We start from the raw sequence: 20,986 nt of genomic DNA on the forward strand, positions 1-20,986 counted from the left end.
ATTTTTTTCTTGCCCATATCGACGCACTGTCGGATAAGACACAGCCTTAACCGCCTTGCGAGTCTGCCCATGCCCCGTGTTGGTATCCCGAAGGGTTCCAGTGTCCGCCTGCTCGTCTTGCTGTTGTTTTCGATTCAACTGGTTTCCATGGGCGCCATGGAAATGAGTGGGCCGTTCTGGCCCGTTCATCTGCGGCAACTGACCAGCAACGATGCACTGTTCAGCTTCGCCAGCACGGCGGTGTACGTCGGTCCGATGCTGGGCATCATCCTGACCAGCGCCTTATGGGGCCGCGTCGGTGATCGCTACGGGCACAAGCTGATGATGATCCGTGCGCTGGCGGGCCTCTCATTGACCCAACTCGGGCTGGCGTTGACCAGCGATATCTGGATAATCCTCATCCTGCGTTTCCTGCAAGGTGCTTTCGCCGGTTATATCGCCCCGGCCCAGGCCTATGGGGTAAGCATCGAGGCACCGTCGCGACGGGCCAGGCTGTTTGCCATCCTGCAGATTTCCACGAATGTCGGCTCGTTGCTGGGGGCGGTGGTGGGCGGGCTGATTCTGGACCAGGCAACGTTTTTCTGGATCAACATCGTGGCCTCCGGCTTATGCGCCTTGTGCACGGTGGTGGCGGCATTGACATTGCCCTACGTGGCGCCGGTGATAAAGGTTTCTTCGGCAGACAATGAGACCGAGTCCTCGCGGCGCGGCCTGTTCAACCCCGCGACGGCTTGGTTGCTGGGCATCATGGGCCTCCTGCTGCTGGCCCGGATGCTGCCGCAGACGTCATTTTCCTTGTATGTGGCTTCAACCTTCGAGGTCAGCAATGCCATGGTCGGGCTTTGCTACGGCTTGCTGGCCCTGGGGTTCATTCTTTGCGCGACGTCCTGGTCGCGCTACTTCGAACAGCGCAACCCGGCGCAAACGCTGCACGCCATGACCGGCATCGTGTTGAGTTGCATCGCTGTCACCGCCTTGGCCGGCCTGACTCGGCAGCCAATGATCTTCGCCCTCGCCTATTTCATCTGGGGCTTGCTGTTGGGCGCGACAACGCCCGTGCTGACGGCGCTCATTTCCAAGAGTACCGACAACAGCCGCCAAGGCCAGGTGCTGGGTTTGTCCCAAGGCGTTTCGCAGACGGCGTCCATCATTGGGATTTCCCTTGGCGCCTTACTCAGCCAAGTCTATGGCCTGCAAAACATTTATCTCTACGTCTGCCTCGCCTATGCAGTGGCGCTGATGCCATTGATCCTGCTGCGCTACAAACCGCTCGGGATACTCGGCAAGGCCGGCGAGTAGCGCCAACGCACCCTAAACGCCCCCACCGGCAATATGACCTTGCGCGGCACTGAGCGCCTCCACTACCATTGGGAATAATTCTCACTATCAAAAAACACAACAGCCATGAACGATCCAGGGTCAGTGGTCAATGATTGTCACCTGCGCACCGTCGCAGACCTCTATAGCGGACACCATGGCTGGTTGTACGCCCGGCTTTACCGAAAACTGGGCAACGCGCTGGACGCCGCCGACCTGGCCCATGACACCTTCATTCGCATACTCGCCTCGAAGGTGGCGGTGATCGAAGAACCGCGGGCGTACCTGAGCTGTGTCGCCGGGGGCATCCTGGTGAACTGGTTCCAGCGCAAGGCACTCGAGCGTGCTTATCTCCAGGCGCTGGCTTCGTTGCCGGCGCCTGAAGTGCCTTCGCCCGAGCGACGCTTGCTGGTGCTTGAGGCGCTGTACGAGATCGACGCCATGCTCGATACCCTGCCGACTCAAGTAAAGCGGGCGTTCCTGCTCTCCCAACTCAACGGCCTGAAATATGACGACATCGCCACGCAACTCGGCGTTTCGCTGATCACCATCAAGCGCTACATGAAACAGGCTTTCCTGCACTGCCTGATGCTGGTGGACTGAATGCAACTTCACGACCAAGCGCTCGACCCGGCCATCCTCAGCGAAGCCGCCGACTGGCTGATGCGCCTGAGCGAAGGCAGCGTCAATGACGCCGAACGCCAGGATTGGGAACGCTGGCGAGCCAGCAGCCCGGCACACGGCCAGGCCTGGGCCCGGGCCGAGCTACTGCTGTGCAAGCTGCAGGGCTTGCCCCCTGCGCTGGCGATGGCGGCACTGGACCGCCCCAACAATCCCTCTCGCCGTGCCGCCATGGGTAAGCTGGCCACCCTGCTCGCCCTGGCTCCCTTGGCCTGGGGCAGTTGGAAGCTCAATGATTGGCAGCAGTGGACCGCTGATTATCGCGCCCCCGTGGGCGAGCGGCGCGACGTGACCCTGGCCGACGGTAGCCATGTCACCTTGAACACCGATACCGCGATCGATGTGTATTTCGACGAGCGCCAGCGCCTGCTGCTGTTGCGCCGCGGCGAGGTACTCGTCCAGACCGCGGCGGATCCGTCACCGGTGGCGCGCCCCTTCCGGGTACAAACCAGCGAAGGCCGGATGCAGGCGCTCGGGACACGCTTCAGCGTCCGCGAAGAAGCCGGACACACGTGTCTCGCGGTATTGGAAGGCGCCGTGCGCATCGAAGTCAGGGGCATCGGTGAGCAAGTGGTCGAGGCTGGCCAAGCCAGCGGTTTTACCGCACGGGGCATCGATGGACTGAAACCTGTCGACAAGTCCTCGCTGGCCTGGGCCCGCGGCATGCTGATGGCCGACAACATGCGCCTGGGGGACTTCATCAACGAACTGAGCCGCTATCGCAACGGTGTTCTGCGCTGCGATCCGGCCATCGCCGGCTTGCGCATATCCGGTGCATTTCCTGTCAACAACACCCGCCGAACCCTGAAGATGCTCGCCCAGACCTACCCCATCAGCGTGACGTCCCGCCTCGGCGATTATTGGGTCATGTTGGCGCCGGCGTGAATCCGAAAAAATAATCGTGCGGGGATGATACTTTTTTCAATCCTGGCTGGCTTAGGGAACAAACCCTCTACACAGGATCCTCCCGCCATGCCCGTTGCCCGCCCCCTGCGTTCGGATCGCAAGCTGAATCTGGCGATTCGCAGTGCCATGCTCAGCGTCGCGCTTACCACCTTGAGTCCAGGTACCTGGGCGGCCCCGGGCGCGCCGCTGGACAGCGTTGCCAGCCAGTCCTACAACATCCAGCCCGGCCCCTTGGGGGCAACGCTTTCGGCGTTCGCCGTGCAGGCCGGTATCGCCTTGTCGTTCGAACCGTCACTCACACAAGGCTTGAACAGCCCCGGACTGTCCGGCCAGTTCACCGCCCGTGAAGCATTTGCCCGGCTGCTGACGGGCAGCGGCCTGGACCTGGTCGCACGCGACGATGGCACCTACACCTTGCAAAAACGCGACGGCGACGGTGAGCTGACCTTGTCGCAAACCACGATCAATGCAGCCGAAGTACGCCCCGGGGATTTGCCGGCGGCCTACAGCGGCGGCCAAGTTGCCCGTGGCGGCCGGGCTGGCCTGCTGGGCAACAAAGACTTGATGGACACCCCCTTCAGCGTCAGCAACTACACCTCGACCTTGATGAAGGACCAGCAAGCCGTGACCGCTGCCGATGTATTGGAGCGTGACTCCTCGGTGCGATCGACCGGCCAGGCCGGCGGCATCGTCGATTCGTTTTTCATTCGCGGTTTCCCGGTGGGCGAAGGCAACCTGGGTGAGCTGGCATTTGATGGTGTGTATGGCGTGGCGCCGAACTACCGGGTCTTCACCGAATACGCCGAGCGCATTGAGGTCATCAAGGGTCCGGCTGCGCTGTTGTACGGCATGTCGCCCAACAGCGGCGTCGGTGGTGTGATCAACATCGTGCCCAAGCGCTCGTTGGATCAGGACCTGACCCGGGTGACGGCCAGCTACGCGATGGACACCCAGGCAGGCGGGCATGTCGACATCAGCCGGCGCTTCGGCGAGGAACGCCGCTTCGGTGTGCGCGTCAACGGCAGTCTGCAAGGTGGGGACACAGCGATTGACAAGCAATCGCGTGATGTCGGTATCGGCGCCATCTCCTTGGATTACCAGGGCGACCGTTTCAGGACCAGCCTGGACCTGATCAGCCAGGAAGAACAATGGGACGCCCCGTCCCGGCCATTCGCTATCGCGAACGGTGTCGAGGTGCCTTCGGCGGCCAACGGGCGCCGTAACGTGACCCAGGACTGGGGCTGGTCCGAAACCCGCGACAAGTCGGCGCTGCTCAGTGGCGAATATGACCTGAGCGACAACCTGACGGTATTCGGCCACGCCGGGGGTGGCAAGTCCGATGTAGCGCGGCTATCGGACCAGCTGCCGACGATTCTGAACGACGCCGGGGACACGCGCTCGACTCCGGGTTATTACAAGTTCGAAGTCGAGCGCTACACCGTAGACGCCGGCGCCCGGGCTCGGTTCGAGACCGGTCCGGTCAGCCACAGCGCTACTCTTCAGGCCAGCCGCTATCGCGATGAACTGCGCCGCGGAATCAATTCCGGCGCCCCGGTCTTTTCGAATATCTATCACCCGGTCGAGCGCGACAAACCGTCCATCGCATCCCCCGATGTGGCGAAGGTGTCAGACACCGAACTGTCCGGCGTGGCCTTGGCCGATACACTATCGATCCTGGACGAGCGCGCTCAAGTGACGCTTGGCCTGCGCAAACAGAGCATCAAATCGACCAATTACAACACCTTCGGAAACGTCACCAGCGCCTACGACGAAAGCGAAATCACGCCGCTGTTCGGCGCGGTGATCAAGCCATGGGAACATGTCTCGTTCTACTACAACTACATCGAAGGCTTGAGCAAGGGCGACACCGCGCCGGCCAATGCGAGCAACTCCGGGGAAACATTCAAGCCGTACATCTCTCGCCAGCAGGAAGTCGGGGTCAAGGTCGACTACGGCACTTTCACCTCGACCCTTGCGCTGTTCCAGATCAAGAAGCCTGCCGGCGAGTTGACCAACGGCACCGCAGGTAACGTGTACTCCGTGCAGGGCGAACAACGCAACCGCGGTATCGAACTGAACATGTTCGGCGAACTGCGCGAAGGCACGCGCCTGTTGGGCGGCGTCACCTTGCTCGACGGCGAACTCACCAAAAGCGGCACCGCCGCCAATCGCGGCAACAAACCAGTGGGGGTGCCTGAAGTGCAGGCCAACCTCTGGGCCGAATGGGACACCCCGTGGGTACAAGGCGTGACGCTGACCGGCGGGGCAATCTATACCGGCAGCCAGTACGTCAATCAGGCTAATACCCAAGAACTCGATCCGTGGACGCGCTTCGATGCCGGCGCCCGCTACAGCACCGTGCTCGATGGCCGGCCTACAACGTTGCGCGCCACGGTGCAGAACGTGTTCGATCGCGAGTATTGGTCCGGCGTCGCCTCCTACGGCGCGTTCTCCCAAGGCGCGCCGCGCACCCTCTTGCTCTCGGCGACAGTCGACTTCTGATTGCGCTTCGCCCCGGCAGCGCGTGCACCGCTGCAGGGGCTGGTACTGACAAGGTTCAAACAATGCTGATTCCACCTCTGACGCGTTCATCGCTCACCGCCTGGCTGCTGGGTGCCGCAACCTTGCTGCTGAGCGGTTTTGCTTTTTCAGACACCCCGCCCGCCACCAAAACCACCGTCACCGACTTGCTCGGCCGCCAGGTCCAGGTGCGAATTCCGGTACGCCGGGTGATTCTCGGCGAAGGCCGCCAGTTGTATCTGGTGGCGGCATTGGACACCGACAACCCGATCCGCCGCATCGTCGGCTGGCGCAAGGATCTGATCCAGTCCGATCCGGATACCTACGACGCCTACCTGCGGCGCTATCCGGCGATTGCCAAGGTCCCGACCTTCGGCGGTTTCGAAGACGGTACCTTCGACATCGAGCAAGCGATCAGCCAGCAACCGGATGTGATCGTCCTCAACATCGAAGCCCAACACGCCACCGAGGACGCTCGCTACATCGAGAAGCTCGATGCGCTTGGCATCCCGGTGGTCTACGTGGACTTTCGCAATAACCCGATGCAGAACACCGAGCCGACCATGCGCCTGTTCGGCCAGTTGTTCGGCGAAGAGACCCGCGCCGAGGCATTCATCGCCTATCGCAACCAGCAGATCCGTCGCGTCACCGATGTGATCCAGGCCCGCCAGCCGCCCCGACCCAAGGTGTTCATCGAGCGTATCGGCGGCTACACCGACGATTGCTGCCTGAGTTTCGGCAATGAAAACTTCGGTCGCTTCGTCGAGCTGGCCGGTGGGCGCAACATTGCCGGCTCGATAATTCCCAACACCTTCGGCCAGTTGAACGCTGAGCAAGTGATCGTCGCCAACCCGGAACAGGTGGTGGTCACCAGTGCCAACTGGGAGGCCTTTGCCCCAGGCGGGCGCTGGGTCGGCGTGGGGCCGGGGGCCGATCTGGCCGAGGCCCGGCGCAAATTGCAGTGGTACACCCAACGCCCTGCCTACGCCGGGATCAAGGCCCAGCAAACCCAGGAATTCCATGCCATCTGGCACCAGTTCTATAACAGCCCCTATCAGTTCATCGCCATCCAGCAACTGGCCAAATGGTTCCACCCGGAGCTGTTCACCGACCTGGACCCCGACGCTACGTTTCGCGAATTCCATGAGCGTTTCCTGCCAGTGCCCTATGAGCCGGGCTACTTCGTCAGCCTCAAGCCAACGCAGGCCCAACCATGAATGGCCGCATCGATGATATCGCCTTGGGCACGATTTACCGCGAGCAAGTCTGGCGTAAACGCTTGATCCTGATCGGCCTGGCCGTGTTACTGCTGTGTAGCGTGCTGCTGGACCTGGCCCTTGGCCCCGCCAGCTACAGCCTGGATGAAGTGCTGGGCGCGCTGTTCTCTCCTGATGCCGCGGCGCCCCAGGTGCGCGTGGTGATGTGGGAAATACGCCTGCCGGTGGCGCTGATGGCGGTGGCCGTGGGGGCCGCATTGTCCCTGGCCGGCGCGCAGATGCAGACCATCCTCAACAATCCGCTGGCGAGCCCGTTCACCTTGGGCATCTCTGCGGCGGCCAGCTTCGGCGCGGCCTTGGGGCTGGCATTCGGCGTGGCCCTGGTGCCGGTGATCGCCCAGTACATGGTGCCGCTCAATGCCTTTGTCATGGCGATGCTTTCGGCCCTGCTGATTCACGTTCTCAGCCTGCGCCGGGGCATGACCAGCGAAACCATCGTGCTGTTGGGCATCGCCCTGGTGTTCACCTTCAACGCGCTGTTGGCACTGGTGCAGTTTTTCGCCACCGAGCAGGCCGTGGCTGCGGTGGTGTTCTGGACCATGGGCAGCCTGACCAAGGCCACTTGGCCGAAACTCGGCGTGGTCTGCCTGGTCATCCTGGTCACCTTACCGATCTTTGCCCGCCGCGCCTGGGCGATGACCGCCCTGCGCCTGGGGGATGAAAAAGCTGCGAGCTTCGGCGTCAACGTGCGCAAGTTGCGCTTGCAGACACTGGTCATGGTCAGCCTGCTGGCGTCGTTTCCCGTGGCGTTTGTCGGCACCATCGGCTTCATCGGTCTCGTGGGTCCGCACATTGCGCGAATGCTGATCGGCGAAGACCAGCGCTTCTTTCTCCCGGCCTCACTGCTGACAGGGGCCTTGATCCTGTCGGCCAGTTCGGTGGTCAGCAAGACCCTGATACCTGGAGCGATTTTCCCCATCGGCGTGGTCACGTCGCTGATCGGCGTGCCGTTTTTCATCTCACTCGTACTCGGCGGCAGGAAACAGTCATGGTGACGATCGAGCTGGAAGACGTCGGTGCTCGTTATGGTCGCCGATCGATACTCGAGGGGATCAGTACCCCGCTGCTCAGCGGTGGCGAGGTCGTGGCCGTGGTAGGCCCCAACGCGGCAGGGAAATCCACATTATTCAAACGCATCGCCGGCCTGATCGAAGGCCCGGGCCGGGTTCGCCTGGAAGGTTCGCGCAGGGGCCAGGCCGGTATCTGCTACATGCCGCAGAACCTCAATACCAGCGCGCGACTGACCGTGTATGAATCGGTGCTGCTGGCGCGCAAGCAACAGGCGCCCGGCTGGGCCGTGCAAGCCGATGAGCTGGAAGTCGTCGACCGTATCCTGGAATCCCTGGGCATCGGCGACCTGTCATTTCGTAATCTCGGCGAACTGAGCGGCGGGCAACAGCAATTGGTGTCCATCGCGCAGACGCTGGTGCGCGAACCCGAAGTCCTGCTGATGGATGAGCCTACCAGCGCCCTGGACATGCATCGCCAAGTCCAAGTCTTGAGTTTCATGCGCGCCCTCGCCCGCCAGCACTCGATTATCCTGTTCATCGCCATTCATGACCTGAACCAGGCGTTGCGCTTCGCCGACCAGGTGCTGGTCATCGCCCATGGAACCCTGCGAGGCTGCGGTCGAAGTGAGGATGTGATTACGGAGCAAATGTTGCGTGAGGTGTATCGGGTCCAGGCTCGGATCGAGCGGTGCTCCCGGGATGAGCGGCACATCATTGTCGATGACGTGGTTTGAAGGGCTGCTCGCCACTGGAATAAGTAAGGTCTTGCAGGTCGCGGGCCGGCGTCGTTATGGGTAACATAACGGCCTTCCCGCAGCCTTTCTGCGACCTGCCCAATAAGCCCATTCCATGCCTTTTGAACTCAGCGTAGACCTCTCCACCCTCGCTATCCTGGCCGTTGTCGCGTTCATTGCCGGTTTCATCGACGCCATTGCCGGCGGTGGCGGCCTGCTCACCACACCTGCCCTGTTGACCGCCGGCCTGCCGCCGCACCTGGTCCTGGGCACCAATAAGCTGAGTTCGACCTTTGGCTCGGCCACGGCCAGCTTTACCTTCTACAGGCGCAAGTTGTTTCATCCACGGCAGTGGACTCACGCGATTGTCGGCACGCTGGTCGGTGCGCTGGCCGGCGCGATCGTCGCCCATTACCTGCCCGCCGAATGGCTGAACAAGATGCTGCCGGTGATTGTCTTTGCCTGCGGCTTGTACCTGCTGTTCGGCGGCACACCCAAGGCGCCGCTGGACAGTGACGCGCCGATCAAGAAGACCTGGCAGTCGCCCCAAGGCTTCACCCTGGGTTTCTATGACGGCGTAGCCGGCCCGGGAACCGGCGCGTTCTGGACCGTCAGCAGCCTGCTGCTCTACCCCATCGACCTGGTCAAGGCCAGCGGCGTAGCCCGCAGCATGAACTTTGTCAGCAACATCGCGGCACTGTCGGTGTTCATCTTTTCGGGCCAGGTGGATTGGATCATCGGCCTGAGCATGGGCCTGTCGGTGATGGTCGGTGCCTTCTTCGGCGCGCGCACCGCCATCAGCGGCGGCGCGAAGTTCATCCGCCCGGTGTTCATCACCGTGGTGCTGGGCCTGACCGTGCGTCTAGCCTGGCAACACTGGTTCAGCGTGGCCTAGCCGGCGAGCCACATAGAGGTCGATCAGGTAGCGGGCAATGGAACGCGAGGCCGGCAGTGGCGGCAGGTCGTGAACGTTGAACCATTGGGCGTCCTCGATTTCGTCTTCCTGGGGTACGATGTCGCCCCCGGCGTACTCGGCATGGAAACCCAGCATCATCGAATGAGGGAACGGCCAGCACTGGCTACCCATGTATTGGATGTTCTTCACCTCAAGGCTGACTTCTTCGCGGACCTCGCGCACCAGGCAATCCTCGACCGACTCACCCGGTTCGGCAAACCCCGCCAAGGTGCTGTAGACACCGCTGACGAAACGGGGCGAACGGGCCAGCAGCACTTCATCGCCACGGGTGATCAACACGATCATGCTGGGTGAGATGCGCGGGTAGTGCCGCAGATCGCACGCCTGACAATGCATCGCCCGCTCCCGCGGAACCTGGCTCATGCGCTGCCCGCAACTGCCACAAAAGCGATGTTCCCGGGCCCAAGTGCCGACTTGCGCCGCATAGCCCAGCACCTTGAACAGCGTGTGGTCGTCCTCGAGCATGAACGCCCGCAGGCCTTTCCAGTTGCAGCCGGGAATGTCCAAGGGGCTGTGCAGTTCCAGCAGGTAGACCGGTTCGCCATCCAGGTGACCGATGCCATGTTCGGCGAGGATCGACAGGTCCTGGCGCTTGAGCCAGTCGCGGGGAAACAACGCGCCGTTGTCATCGTACAAAAAACCTTCCGGGCTGCGAGCCACGGCCCAGCCGCCGGGAAGGTCGGTGTCGAGTACTGCGGTGGTCCAGCGTGAAATCATGATCGATCAATCCAGAAATTCAGGTTTCTGTTTGCTCATATGGGCGGCCATGGCCACGCGCAGGTCGTTGGATTGCAGCATGGCGGCGTTCCACGTGGCGACGTATTCCAGCCCGTCGTCGATGCGGTGATCGCGCATGTAGCTGATCATTTCCTTGGTGCCGGTGATAGCGATCGGCGACTTGGCGGCAATTTCCCGGGCAAGGCCCATCACCCCGTCGAGCAGGCTGGCAGTATCACTGTAGACACGATTGACCAGGCCAATGTCCCGCGCTTCGTCGGCGCCAAAGGTACGTCCCGTATAAGCGAGTTCACGCAGCATGCCGTCCCCGATGATCCGCGGCAAGCGTTGCAATGTGCCAACATCGGCGGCCATGCCGATGTCGATTTCCTTGATGGAGAATTGCGCGTCCTGCGCGGCGTAGCGCATGTCGCAGGCGGAAATCAGGTCGATGGCCCCGCCCAGGCAATAGCCCTGGACCGCCGCGAGTACCGGTTTGCGGCAATTGTCCACGGCGTTGAACGAGGCCTGAAGTTGCAGGATCTTGCGCCGCAGCACGCGAGCGTTACGGCCAACGTCCTTGCCCAGTTCGTTAGCCACTCCAGCCAACATCATCAGGTCGATGCCGGACGAAAAGTGCTTGCCCGCACCGCTCAGGACCACCACCCGCACTTCGTCGGTATCGTCGACCCACTGGAAGATGTCGATGATCTCAGTCCAGAACGCAGCGTTCATCGCGTTGATCTTGTCCGGGCGATTGATCTGCACATGGGCGATGTTGTCTGCAAGTTCGACGTTGAACGCTTTGTATTGCGACATGGCAGTGATCCTTTACCGTGCTGGGAGAGGCCTGAACTATAACAAGCCAGCGTGAAAGGACGTAGGCAGTGCATCGGCCAAAAGCGGGACTGGTGGCCAGCGAATCCCCCGTGGCGAGGGAGCAAGTTCCCTCGCCACAAAAGCCTGACGCGATTATGGTTTGTCGCTTGCCTGCAACTGCCCATCCCAACCGCCCCCCAGCGCCGCAATCAACTGCACGCTGGCGATCAACCGACTCTGTTGCAAGCTAAGCACACTGCGTTCGTTGCTCAGGGCGGTGGCCTGGACGGTCACGACGTCGAGGTAGCCGATCAACCCCGCCCGGTATTGGTTCTGCGTCAGGCGCAGGGACTCACGAGCGGCATCCAGCGCTTCCTGGCGAACGCGAGCCTCATCTTCGAGCACCTTGAGCTGGATCATGTAATTCTCGACTTCACGGAACCCGTCGAGCACGGTCTGCCGATAGGTCGCCACGGTCTGGTCGTAGGCCGCGACGCTGCGGTCGACTTCCGCCGAGCGCTGGCCGCCGTCGAACAGGGTCATCGCCAATTGCGGCCCCACCGACCAGAAACGGTTCGGCACGCTCACCCAGTTGTCGTAGGTACTGCTGCTGTAGCCGCCGCTCAGGCTCAGCGTCAGGTCTGGATAATAGGCGGCCTTCGCCACGCCAATGTTGGCGTTGGCGGCCATGACCGAGCGTTCCGCCGAAGCGATGTCCGGACGGCGCTCGAGCAACTGCGAAGGCAGCGCCACCGGCACTTGTGGCAGTGTCGGAATGTCCTGGGTTTCGACCAGGCTGAACTCGGCCGGAGGCAGGCCAATCAGCACGGCAATGGCATTTTCGAACTGGGCCCGCTGCCAGATCAGATCGATCAAGTCGCCCTGGGTGGTCTTGAGCTGGTTTTGCGCCTGGGCCACCGCGTCCTTGCCGGACACCCCGGCGCGGTACTGGTTTTCGGTCATCTTCAGCGAGCGCTGGTAGTTGTCGACGGTGGTCTGCAACAAGCGCTTCTGCTCGTCAATCACCCGCAACTGCAAATAATTTTGCACCAGCTCCGATTGCTGGCTCAGGCGCATCGCCGCCAGATCGGCAAAACTGGCTTGTGCGCTGGCCTCGTCGGCCTCCAGGGTGCGGCGCAATTTGCCCCAGACGTCCGCTTCCCAGCTCACGCCCGCCTGGGCGCTGTAGGTGTCGCGGATGCCGCTGGAGGAGCTGCTCAGGCTCGAACTGCTGCTGCCGGTGCCCTGGCTGGAGCGGGTCTTGCCGACGGAAAGGTCCACCGTCGGGAAAAACGCCCCACGGGCACTGCGCGCCAGTGCCTGGGCCTGACGATACTGGGCCTCGGCCTGGGCCACGGTCTGGTTGGAGGCGTTGAGCTTCTCCACCAGTTCATTGAGTCGGGTATCCGCGTACAGCTCCCACCAGGCGCCACGGGCCAGGGCGTCGCTGGGGTTGGCCTGGCGCCAGCCCTGGGCCTCTTTGTATTGCACAGGTGCGGCGGCGGCCGGACGCTGGTAATCCGGGCCGATCGCGCAAGCACTAAGCATCGCCACGCACAGGGCCAGGCTCAGTACCCGCGAGCCACGGGCAGTCGCCAGCGGTGCGGCAAGGTTGGAAAGCGAACGGTCGGTCATAGCGGAGTTTCCAGGGCAGCATCAGTGCGCACCCCACGCCAGCGGTTGAAGCGATGGCGCAGGTTATCGAGATAGAGGTAGACCACCGGGGTGGTGTAAAGCGTCAGGACCTGGCTGAACACCAGCCCGCCTATGATGGTCAGGCCCAGCGGCTGGCGCATCTCCGAACCTTCGGCACCGCCGAGCAACAACGGCAAGGCGCCGAGGATCGCCGCCAGCGTCGTCATCAGGATCGGCCGCAGCCGCAACAGGCACGCACTGCGGATCGACTCCAGCGGCGTCTGGCCGGCGCGCTCCAGCTGCAGCGCAAGATCGATCATCAGGATCGCGTTCTTCTTCACCACGCCAATCAACAGGAACAGGCCCAGCAACGAGATCAGGCTGAATTCACTGCCCAGCACGTAGATCGACAGCAACGCGCCCACCCCCGCCGAGGGCAAGGTGGACAGGATGGTCAGCGGATGAATGTAGCTCTCATACAACACGCCAAGTACCAGGTACACCGCCAGCAACGCCCCGAGAATCATGAACGGCTGGCTTTTCTGGGTGGCAGCAAAGGCATCGGCAGTGCCGGCCATCTTCGCGATGACGTCCTCCGGCATCCCAAGCTTGGCAATGGCCCGCTCAATGGCGGCCGTGCCCTGCTCCACCGTGACGCCTTCGGCCATATCGAAGGAAATGCCCTCGGAAGCGAACTGCCCTTCATGACTGACCCGGTCGTCTTCCAGGCTGTTTTCATAATAAGCAATCGTTGACAGCGGGACCCGCGCCCCGTCGGCAGTGATGACCTGGACCTGCTCGAGTGTCTTGGGATCCTGGGCGTATTTGGGGTTGACCTCCATCACCACCTGGTACTGGTTGAGGCTGTCGTAGATCGTGGATATCTGCCGCTGGCTGTAGGCGTTGTTCAACACCGACGTGACCATGTCCATGTCGATACCCAGGCGCTTGGCCTGGTCGCGGTCCACAATCAGCGTGACTTGCTGCGCCCCGCCACCATCACGGGCATCGATGGCGGTGAGTTCCGGCAGGGCGCGGAAAGCGGCGACAACCTTGGGGTACCACTCGCGCAGGGAGGCCAGGTCGGCGCTTTGCAGAATGTAGGAGTATTGCGAGGTGGTCTGCTCGCGACCGCCTCCAAATTGCAGGTCCTGGTCGGCCATCAGCATCAATTGGCCGCCGGGCACCTTGGGCATTTCCTTGCGCAGGCGCTCAATGACTTTCTGCGCGGAAATCCCCCGCTCCTTGATCGGTTTGAGGCGCACCAGCATGAAGGCATTGTTGGTGCCGTTGTTACCGCCGATGAATCCCGCCACGCTCTGCACCGCTTCGTCCTTGAGCACCGCGCGGCGGAAGATTTCCATCTTCGGCTGCATGACGTTGAACGACAGCCCGTCGTCACCGCGCACAAAGCCGATCAATTGGCCGGTGTCCTGTTGCGGCATGAAGGTTTTAGGCACCACCACGTATAACGCGATGTTCACGCCGATGGTCACCAGCAGGCTCAACAAGGTCAGGCGTCGATGGCGCAGCACCCAATCGAGCGTGCGCGCGTAGCCACGGACCATTCGCTCGTTGAGGCCATGGCTCCAGCGCTGCAGGCGATTCTCCTGCCCCGGCACGTGAGGCTTGAGCCAGCGAGCGCAGAGCATCGGCGTGAGCGTCAAGGAGACGATAAGCGAGACGACAATGGCGGCGGCCAGGGTGATGGAAAACTCGCGGAACAGACTCTCGACAATCCCCCCCATGAACAGGATCGACAGGAACACCGCCACCAGCGAGGCGTTCATCGACAGCAAAGTGAAGCCCACCTCTTCGGCACCGAGGTAAGCGGCCTTCATCGGCGGCATACCTTCGTCGATGTGGCGGGAAATGTTCTCCAGCACCACGATGGCGTCGTCCACGACCAGCCCCGTGGCGAGGATCAAGGCCATCAGCGACAGGTTGTTCAGGGAGAACCCGTAGAGGTACATGACCGCGAACGTGCCCACCAGCGACACCGGCACCGCCAGGGTCGGGATCAGCGAAGCGCGGAAGTTACCGAGGAACAGGAATACCACCAGCACCACCAGCGCCACGGCAATCAGCAGGGTCATTTCCGCCTCGTGCAGCGTGGCCTTGATGACCGGCGAGCGGTCCATGGCCAGGTTCAACTTGACGCTGGCCGGCAGCACAGCTTGCAACGCCGGCAGCTGGTTCTTGATTTCGTTGACGGTCTCGATGATGTTGGCGCCGGCCTGGCGGTTGATCACCAGCAGCACGGCGGCATCGTTGTTGAAGAAACCGCTGTTATAGCGATCCTCGACGCTGTCGCTGACCTTGGCGACGTCCTTGAGCCGCAACACCGAACCGTCCTGATAGCGGATGATCAGTGTTTCGTAGTCCTTGGCTTTTTCCAGCTGGTCATTGGCCTGGACTTGCCACATCCGCTTGTCGTCTTCGACCGAGCCCTTGGGCCTGCGCACATTGCTGTCGGCAATGGCCGTGCGCACGTCATCCAAAGCCACGCCGTACTGGTTGAGCAACTGCGGCTCCAGTTCGATACGCACCGCTGGCAGGGAACTGCCGCCGATCTGCACTTCACCAACGCCCGAGACCTGGGACAGGCTCTGCGACAGGATCGTCGAAGCCAGGTCGTAGAGCTGGCCTTTCTCCAACACGTCCGAGGTCAGCGACAACACCATGATCGGCGCCTGGGACGGGTTGACCTTCTTGTAGGTCGGCATGCTGCGCATACCGCTGGGCAGCAAGTTGCGCGAGGCGTTGATGGCGGCCTGCACCTCGCGGGCGGCGCCGTTGATGTCGCGGTCCAGGTCAAATTGCAGGATCACCCGCGTGGAGCCCTGGCTGGAGCGGCTGCTCATGGTATTGACGCCGGCGATGGCGCCAAAAGAGCGTTCCAGCGGCGTCGCCACCGTGGAGGCCATCACTTCGGGGCTGGCCCCCGGCAGATTGGCCTGGACCACGATCACCGGGAAGTCCATCTGCGGCAATGGCGAAACCGGCAGCAGGCCGAAGCACACGCCGCCGAGCAGCATGATGGCAAAGCTCAGTAGCATGGTTGCTACCGGGCGACGGATGAAGGGGCCGGAGAGGTTCATCGGCCGCCACCCCAGGCATCAAGACACCGGCCACAAGCGTTGGCGAGGCTTTTGTGGCGAGGGGATTTATCCCCGCTGGGGTGCGCAGCAGCCCTTTTGGTGAGTGCTGCGCACTCAAACGGGGATAAATCCCCTCGCCACAAAAAGCCGCTGCAATCCTGGGAAGCCATCATACCCCCACCTCTTTCGCCTCAGGCCGGGCAAAGCGCCGCCCCAAGCGGTCGAAATACAGGTAGATCACCGGCGTGGTGAACAGCGTCAGCACTTGGCTGACCAGCAAGCCGCCCACCATCACCAAACCCAACGGCTGGCGCAGTTCGGCGCCGGAGCCGGTGGCGAGCATCAGCGGTACCGCGCCGAACAGCGCCGCCAGGGTGGTCATCAGGATCGGCCGAAAGCGCAACAGCGCGGCCTGGTAGATGGCCGTCTGCGGATCCAGGCCCTGGTTGCGTTCGGCGTCCAGGGCGAAGTCGATCATCATGATCGCGTTTTTCTTGACGATGCCGATCAGCAAGATGATGCCTATGATCGCGATCATGCCCAGGTCATTACCGCTGAGGATCAACGCCAGCAAGGCGCCGATGGCCGCCGACGGCAACGTGGAGAGAATCGTGATCGGATGGATATAGCTCTCGTACAAAACCCCCAGCACGATGTACATGGTCACCACCGCTGCCAGGATCAGCAGCAACGTGCTCGACAGCGACGCCTGGAATGCCTCGGCCGCGCCCTGGAACTGGGTCTGCACACCTACCGGCATGCCGATGTCTTGCTGGACCTTTTCGATCACATCGACGGCGTGCCCGAGGGCAACGCCCGGCGCCAGGTTGAAGGACATCATCACCGCCGGGAACTGGCCGATGTGGGCGATAGCCAGTTGCGCCTGGCGCTCTTCCACCCGGGCCAGGCTCGACAACCGCACTTGCCCACCATCGGTGGTCTTGACGTGTATCTGGTCCAGGGCCTGGGGACCGATCCGTTCGCCGGCCTGGGCTTGCAGCACCACCCGGTACTGGCTGGCCTGGGTGTAGATGGTTGAGATCTGGCGCTGGCCGAAAGCGTCGTACAGCGCATCGGTGATGTTCGACACGGACACGCCCAGGCGCGAAGCGGCGTCGCGGTCGATCACCAGGTAAACCTGCAAGCCCTTGTCCTGCAAATCGCTGGCGACATCGGTCAGTTCCGGCTGCTGGGCCAAGGCCTCGACCAGACGGCCGCTCCACAGGCTGAGCAACTCGGCGTCCGGTGACGACAGGCTGAATTGATACTGGGTGCGGCTGACCCGGTCCTCGATGGTCAGGTCCTGCACCGGTTGCATGAACAGGCGGATGCCCACCAAACGGTCCAGCTGCGGCTGCAAGCGGGCGATGATTTCGGTAGCGCTGTCGTCCCGTTCGCTGTGGGGCTTGAGGTTGATCAGCAAACGCCCGCTGTTGAGCGTGGCATTGTCGCCATCGACGCCGATGTACGACGACAGGCTTTCCACCGCTGGGTCGGTGAGGATGACCTTGGCCAATTGCTGCTGGCGCTCGCTCATGGCGGCAAAGGATATCGATTGCGGCGCTTCGGAAATGCCCTGGATCACGCCGGTGTCCTGTACCGGAAAAAAGCCCTTGGGCACGGCCAGGTACAACACCACCGTCAGCACCAGACTGCCCAAGGCCACCAGCAACGTCAGCGGCTGATGCTTGAGCACCCACTGCAATTTCCGTCCGTAGGCCGCGATCAGCCAATCGATCCAGGCTCCGCTGGCGCGGTAGAAGCGGCCCTGCTCTTCTTCCTTGGGCTCGCGCTTGAGCAATCGGGCGCACATCATCGGCGTCAGGGTCAGCGACACCACCAGCGAGATCAGGATGGCCACCGCCAGGGTGATGGCGAACTCACGGAACAAACGTCCAACCACGTCGGCCATGAACAGTAGCGGAATCAACACCGCGATCAGCGACAGGGTCAGGGAAATCAAGGTGAAGCCAATCTGCTTCGCACCCTTGAGCGCCGCCTGCATCGGGCTGTCGCCCTCCTCAATGTAACGGGCGATGTTCTCCAGCATGACGATAGCGTCGTCCACCACGAAACCGGTGGCGATGGTCAGCGCCATCAGCGTCAGGTTGTTGATGGAGAAACCGGCCAGGTACATCACGCCGAACGTACCGATCAGCGACAGCGGCACGGCCACCGAAGGAATGAGGGTGGCGCTGACCCGACGCAGGAACAGGAACGTCACCATCACCACCAGGGCGATAGCGATCAGCAGCTCATGTTGCACGTCGGTGACCGAGGCGCGGATGGTCTGGGTGCGGTCGGTGAGCACGGTCACGTCGAGGCCGGCCGGCAAGTTGTCGGTGATGCTCGGCAACAGGGCCTTGATCCGGTCGACGACTTCGATGACGTTCGCCCCGGGCTGGCGCTGGATGTTCAGCAGCACGGCCTGGTTTTCGTTGGCCCAAGCCGCAAGGCGTTCGTTTTCCGCGCCATCGACGATCTGTGCCACGTCCTTGAGCCGCAACGGCGCGCCGTTGGCGTAGGCCAGGATCAGTTCGGCGTAGTCTTTGGGTGAGGTCAACTGGTCGTTGGCGTCGAGCATCGAGACCCGGGTCGGGCCATCGAAATTGCCCTTGGGCTGGTTGACGTTGGAAGCGCCGATCAGGGTGCGCACGTCCGCCAGGTTAAGGCCGGCGGCCGCCAGGGCCTCGGGGTTGACCTTGATCCGCACGGCCTGGCGTTGGCCGCCGGCAATGGTGACCATGCCGACGCCACTGATCTGGGCGATTTTCTGCGCCATGCGCGTATCCACCAAGTCATTGAGCTTGGGCAACAGCATGGTCTTGGAAGTAATCGCCAGGGTCAGCACCGGGGTGTCCGCCGGGTTGACCTTGTTGTACACCGGCGGCGCCGGCAGGTCGTTGGGCAACAGGTTGGTGGCGGCGTTGATCGCGGCCTGCACCTGCTGCTCGGCGACGTCCATGTTGACGTCGAGGCTGAAGCGCAGGGTAATCACCGAGGCGCCGCCGGAACTGGTGGACGCCATCTGCGTCAGGCCCGGCATCTGCCCGAACTGCCGCTCCAGGGGCGCGGTCACGGCGCTGGTCATGACATCGGGGCTGGCGCCCGGGTACAGGGTCATCACGCGGATGGTCGGGTAATCGACCTGGGGCAACGCCGACACCGGCAGCAGCCGATAGGCGATCAGGCCGGCCAGGACAATGGCCAGCATACTCAGGGTCGTGGCGACCGGGCGGAGAATGAACAGCCGCGAGAAATTCATGCGCCGCCCTTTTTCGCCTTATCGGCCACGGCCGGTTCAGTCGGGGCCGCGGCGCTCTTGCCTTGCAGGTGCCCGGTCGGCGTGGTCGGCACGTCCTGGCTGTCGTTGACCACCTCCACTTCGCTGCCTTCCTTCAAGCGGTCGGTGCCTTCGAGCACTACCCGGTCGCCGGCTGCCAGTCCTTCGGTAACGACCGTGTGCTCGCCATCGCTGGCGCCGACCTTGAGCTTCCTGATGGTGACCTTCTTGTCGCCGTCCAGGGCATAGACGAAGGTGCCGTTGGTGCCGAACTGAATCGCAGCGGTCGGCGCCAGGACCACGCCTTTGAGCGTGTCGGCCAGCAGGCGCACGTTGACGAACTGGTTGGGAAACAACGATTGATCGCGGTTTTCGTAGCGGGCCTTGAACTTCAAGGTGCCGGTGGTCACATCGATCTGGTTGTCCAGGCTTTGCAGCACACCGCTGGCCTGGAGCTTGACGTCGCCCCGGTCCCACGCCTCGACCGGCAGTTTCGCCCCGCTGCGGTAGCGGGCCAGCACGGTTTCGAGGCTATTTTCCGGGAGGGTGAATACCACGCTGATCGGCTGGGTCTGGGTGATGACCGCCAGGGCCGTGGTGTCGTTGGCCGCCACCAGGTTGCCGACGTCCAACTGACGCAAGCCTACGCGACCGGTGATCGGAGCGCGGATCTTGGTGAATTCCAGGTTGAGCTTGGCGTCGTTGACCGCCGCCTGGTTGGTCTTGACCGTGCCTTGGTACTGACCCACCAACGCAGCGGCGGTGTCGAGGGTCTGCTTGGCGATGCTGTCTTCGGCGTACAAGCCGCGATAGCGCTCCAGATCGACCTGGGCGTTCTTCAATTGAGCCTGGTTCTGCAGCAGCGTGCCTTCGGCCTGGAGCAAGGCGTTCTGGTACGGACGGGGGTCGATTTCAGCCAGTAGATCTCCGGCCTTGACCATTTGCCCTTCTTCAAAGGCAATCTTCACCAACTCGCCGCCCACCCGGCTGCGCACGTTGATGGTGTTGAGCGCCGTCACCGTGCCCAGCGCCTTGTAGTACAACGGAAAATCCCCCGTGGCTGCTGGCGCCACCCGTACCGGAATCGGTCCGGTCGCCCCACCAAATCCGGGCCGCATGCCGCCCGCTCGTCCCGTATGACCAGCGGTTGCTTTCTGCCCGGCCCCGGCTTTCTGATCGGTGCCGGCGGGCCAGAACTTCCAGGCCAGCAGCGCGACGACCAAGACGACGAACAGGCCGAATAACCAGCGACGGGAGTTGCGGGATACAGAGGATTGCATTGAATGGTCAACCATTGGGCGCGTGGGCTTCTTTTACGGGAGGCTGAACGATAAGCACTGGCGAGGTTTTAGCAAAGCGCCTTTACCGGCAATTTACCTTTGGCTTACGTTCCGCTAAGTCGGCTAAAGCCTTGAAACAAAAATGAAAACGGCCTGGACAGGCCAGACCGTTAACAATTGTAATAAATACTTTATTGGTGACGGCTTATTTCAGGCCACTTATTTCAGAGCAGCAAGCGCAGCGTCATAGTTCGGCTCTTCGGCGATTTCCTTGACCAGTTCGCTGTGCAGCACGTTGTCGTTTTCGTCCAGCACGACCACGGCACGAGCAGTCAGGCCGGCCAGCGGGCCGTCGGCGATGGCAACGCCGTAGTTCTCGATGAATTCGCGACCGCGCAGGGTCGACAGGTTCTGAACGTTTTCCAGACCTTCGGCACCGCAGAAACGCGCTTGGGCGAATGGCAGGTCGGCGGAGATGCACAGCACCACGGTGTTGTTCAGCTCGTTGGCCTGGGCGTTGAATTTGCGCACGGAGGTGGCGCAGGTTGGGGTGTCAACGCTTGGGAAAATGTTCAGCACCTTGCGCTTGCCGGCGAAATCCTTCAGGGAAACGTCCGACAGATTGCCGGCAACCAGGGAAAAGGCTGGCGCCTTGGAACCGGCTTGTGGCAATTGGCCGTTGACTTGGACCGGATTGCCTTTGAGGGTGACTTGAGCCATGAACGGATTC

15 protein-coding genes are annotated in these 20,986 nt (G+C 62.3%); 8 read left to right on the top strand and 7 right to left on the bottom strand.

Annotation, left to right across the window (positions count from 1 at the left end):
* Positions 1-69 precede the first annotated feature (69 nt).
* The 8 genes from HU742_RS14455 to HU742_RS14490 all read left to right on the top strand — a co-directional run bounded on the left by HU742_RS14455 (position 70) and on the right by HU742_RS14490 (position 9,340).
* Entirely contained in the window at positions 70-1,299 is a 1,230-nt protein-coding gene (locus tag HU742_RS14455; protein ID WP_186642911.1) for an MFS transporter, read from the top strand.
* A gap of 105 nt (positions 1,300-1,404) precedes the next feature.
* Entirely contained in the window at positions 1,405-1,920 is a 516-nt protein-coding gene (locus HU742_RS14460) for a sigma-70 family RNA polymerase sigma factor (RefSeq protein WP_186639100.1), read from the top strand.
* Positions 1,921-2,883: a FecR domain-containing protein gene (locus HU742_RS14465; protein WP_186642912.1), complete on the top strand. Its 963-nt coding sequence runs from the start codon at positions 1,921-1,923 to the stop codon at positions 2,881-2,883.
* Between the two features lie 87 nt (positions 2,884-2,970).
* Positions 2,971-5,406, top strand: coding sequence for a TonB-dependent receptor (locus tag HU742_RS14470; protein WP_186642913.1), 2,436 nt, complete (start codon positions 2,971-2,973; stop codon positions 5,404-5,406).
* 62 nt (positions 5,407-5,468) lie between these two features.
* Positions 5,469-6,641 (top strand): ABC transporter substrate-binding protein, encoded by a 1,173-nt coding sequence (locus HU742_RS14475; RefSeq protein ID WP_186642914.1) that lies wholly within the window; start codon positions 5,469-5,471, stop codon positions 6,639-6,641.
* Positions 6,638-7,696, top strand: a complete 1,059-nt coding sequence (locus HU742_RS14480; protein ID WP_186642915.1) for a FecCD family ABC transporter permease — start codon at positions 6,638-6,640, stop codon at positions 7,694-7,696. The genes HU742_RS14475 and HU742_RS14480 overlap by 4 nt, the downstream gene beginning before the upstream one ends.
* Positions 7,690-8,445 carry an ABC transporter ATP-binding protein gene (locus HU742_RS14485; RefSeq protein WP_186642916.1) on the top strand — a complete coding sequence of 252 codons (756 nt, stop codon included), beginning with the start codon at positions 7,690-7,692 and terminating at the stop codon, positions 8,443-8,445. Before HU742_RS14480 ends, HU742_RS14485 begins: the two co-directional genes overlap by 7 nt.
* A 115-nt stretch (positions 8,446-8,560) precedes the next feature.
* Complete coding sequence (locus HU742_RS14490) at positions 8,561-9,340, top strand: TSUP family transporter (RefSeq protein ID WP_186639090.1); 780 nt, start codon at positions 8,561-8,563, stop codon at positions 9,338-9,340.
* Here the strand turns inward: HU742_RS14490 and nudC are convergent.
* From nudC to tpx, 7 genes are all read right to left on the bottom strand, one after another.
* On the bottom strand, positions 9,308-10,138 hold the full coding sequence (nudC, locus tag HU742_RS14495; protein WP_186639088.1) for an NAD(+) diphosphatase: 831 nt from the start codon (positions 10,136-10,138) through the stop codon (positions 9,308-9,310). The genes HU742_RS14490 and nudC overlap by 33 nt on opposite strands.
* A gap of 6 nt (positions 10,139-10,144) precedes the next feature.
* Positions 10,145-10,957 (bottom strand): crotonase/enoyl-CoA hydratase family protein, encoded by an 813-nt coding sequence (locus tag HU742_RS14500; protein ID WP_186642917.1) that lies wholly within the window; start codon positions 10,955-10,957, stop codon positions 10,145-10,147.
* Positions 10,958-11,110: 153 nt separating this feature from the next.
* Positions 11,111-12,592 (bottom strand): efflux transporter outer membrane subunit, encoded by a 1,482-nt coding sequence (locus HU742_RS14505; protein WP_186642918.1) that lies wholly within the window; start codon positions 12,590-12,592, stop codon positions 11,111-11,113.
* On the bottom strand, positions 12,589-15,693 hold the full coding sequence (locus tag HU742_RS14510) for an efflux RND transporter permease subunit (RefSeq protein ID WP_186642919.1): 3,105 nt from the start codon (positions 15,691-15,693) through the stop codon (positions 12,589-12,591). The genes HU742_RS14505 and HU742_RS14510 overlap by 4 nt, the downstream gene beginning before the upstream one ends.
* Positions 15,694-15,862: 169 nt before the next feature.
* Positions 15,863-18,958 (bottom strand): MdtB/MuxB family multidrug efflux RND transporter permease subunit, encoded by a 3,096-nt coding sequence (locus HU742_RS14515; RefSeq protein WP_186639082.1) that lies wholly within the window; start codon positions 18,956-18,958, stop codon positions 15,863-15,865.
* Complete coding sequence (locus HU742_RS14520) at positions 18,955-20,271, bottom strand: MdtA/MuxA family multidrug efflux RND transporter periplasmic adaptor subunit (protein WP_186642920.1); 1,317 nt, start codon at positions 20,269-20,271, stop codon at positions 18,955-18,957. The genes HU742_RS14515 and HU742_RS14520 overlap by 4 nt, the downstream gene beginning before the upstream one ends.
* Positions 20,272-20,475: 204 nt before the next feature.
* The gene (gene tpx, locus HU742_RS14525) at positions 20,476-20,976 is read right to left on the bottom strand and encodes a thiol peroxidase (RefSeq protein WP_186609969.1); all 501 of its coding nucleotides are present in this window, start codon (positions 20,974-20,976) and stop codon (positions 20,476-20,478) included.
* Positions 20,977-20,986 lie beyond the last annotated feature (10 nt).

This window comes from Pseudomonas marvdashtae (genome assembly GCF_014268655.2).
Lineage (GTDB): Bacteria > Pseudomonadota > Gammaproteobacteria > Pseudomonadales > Pseudomonadaceae > Aquipseudomonas > Aquipseudomonas marvdashtae.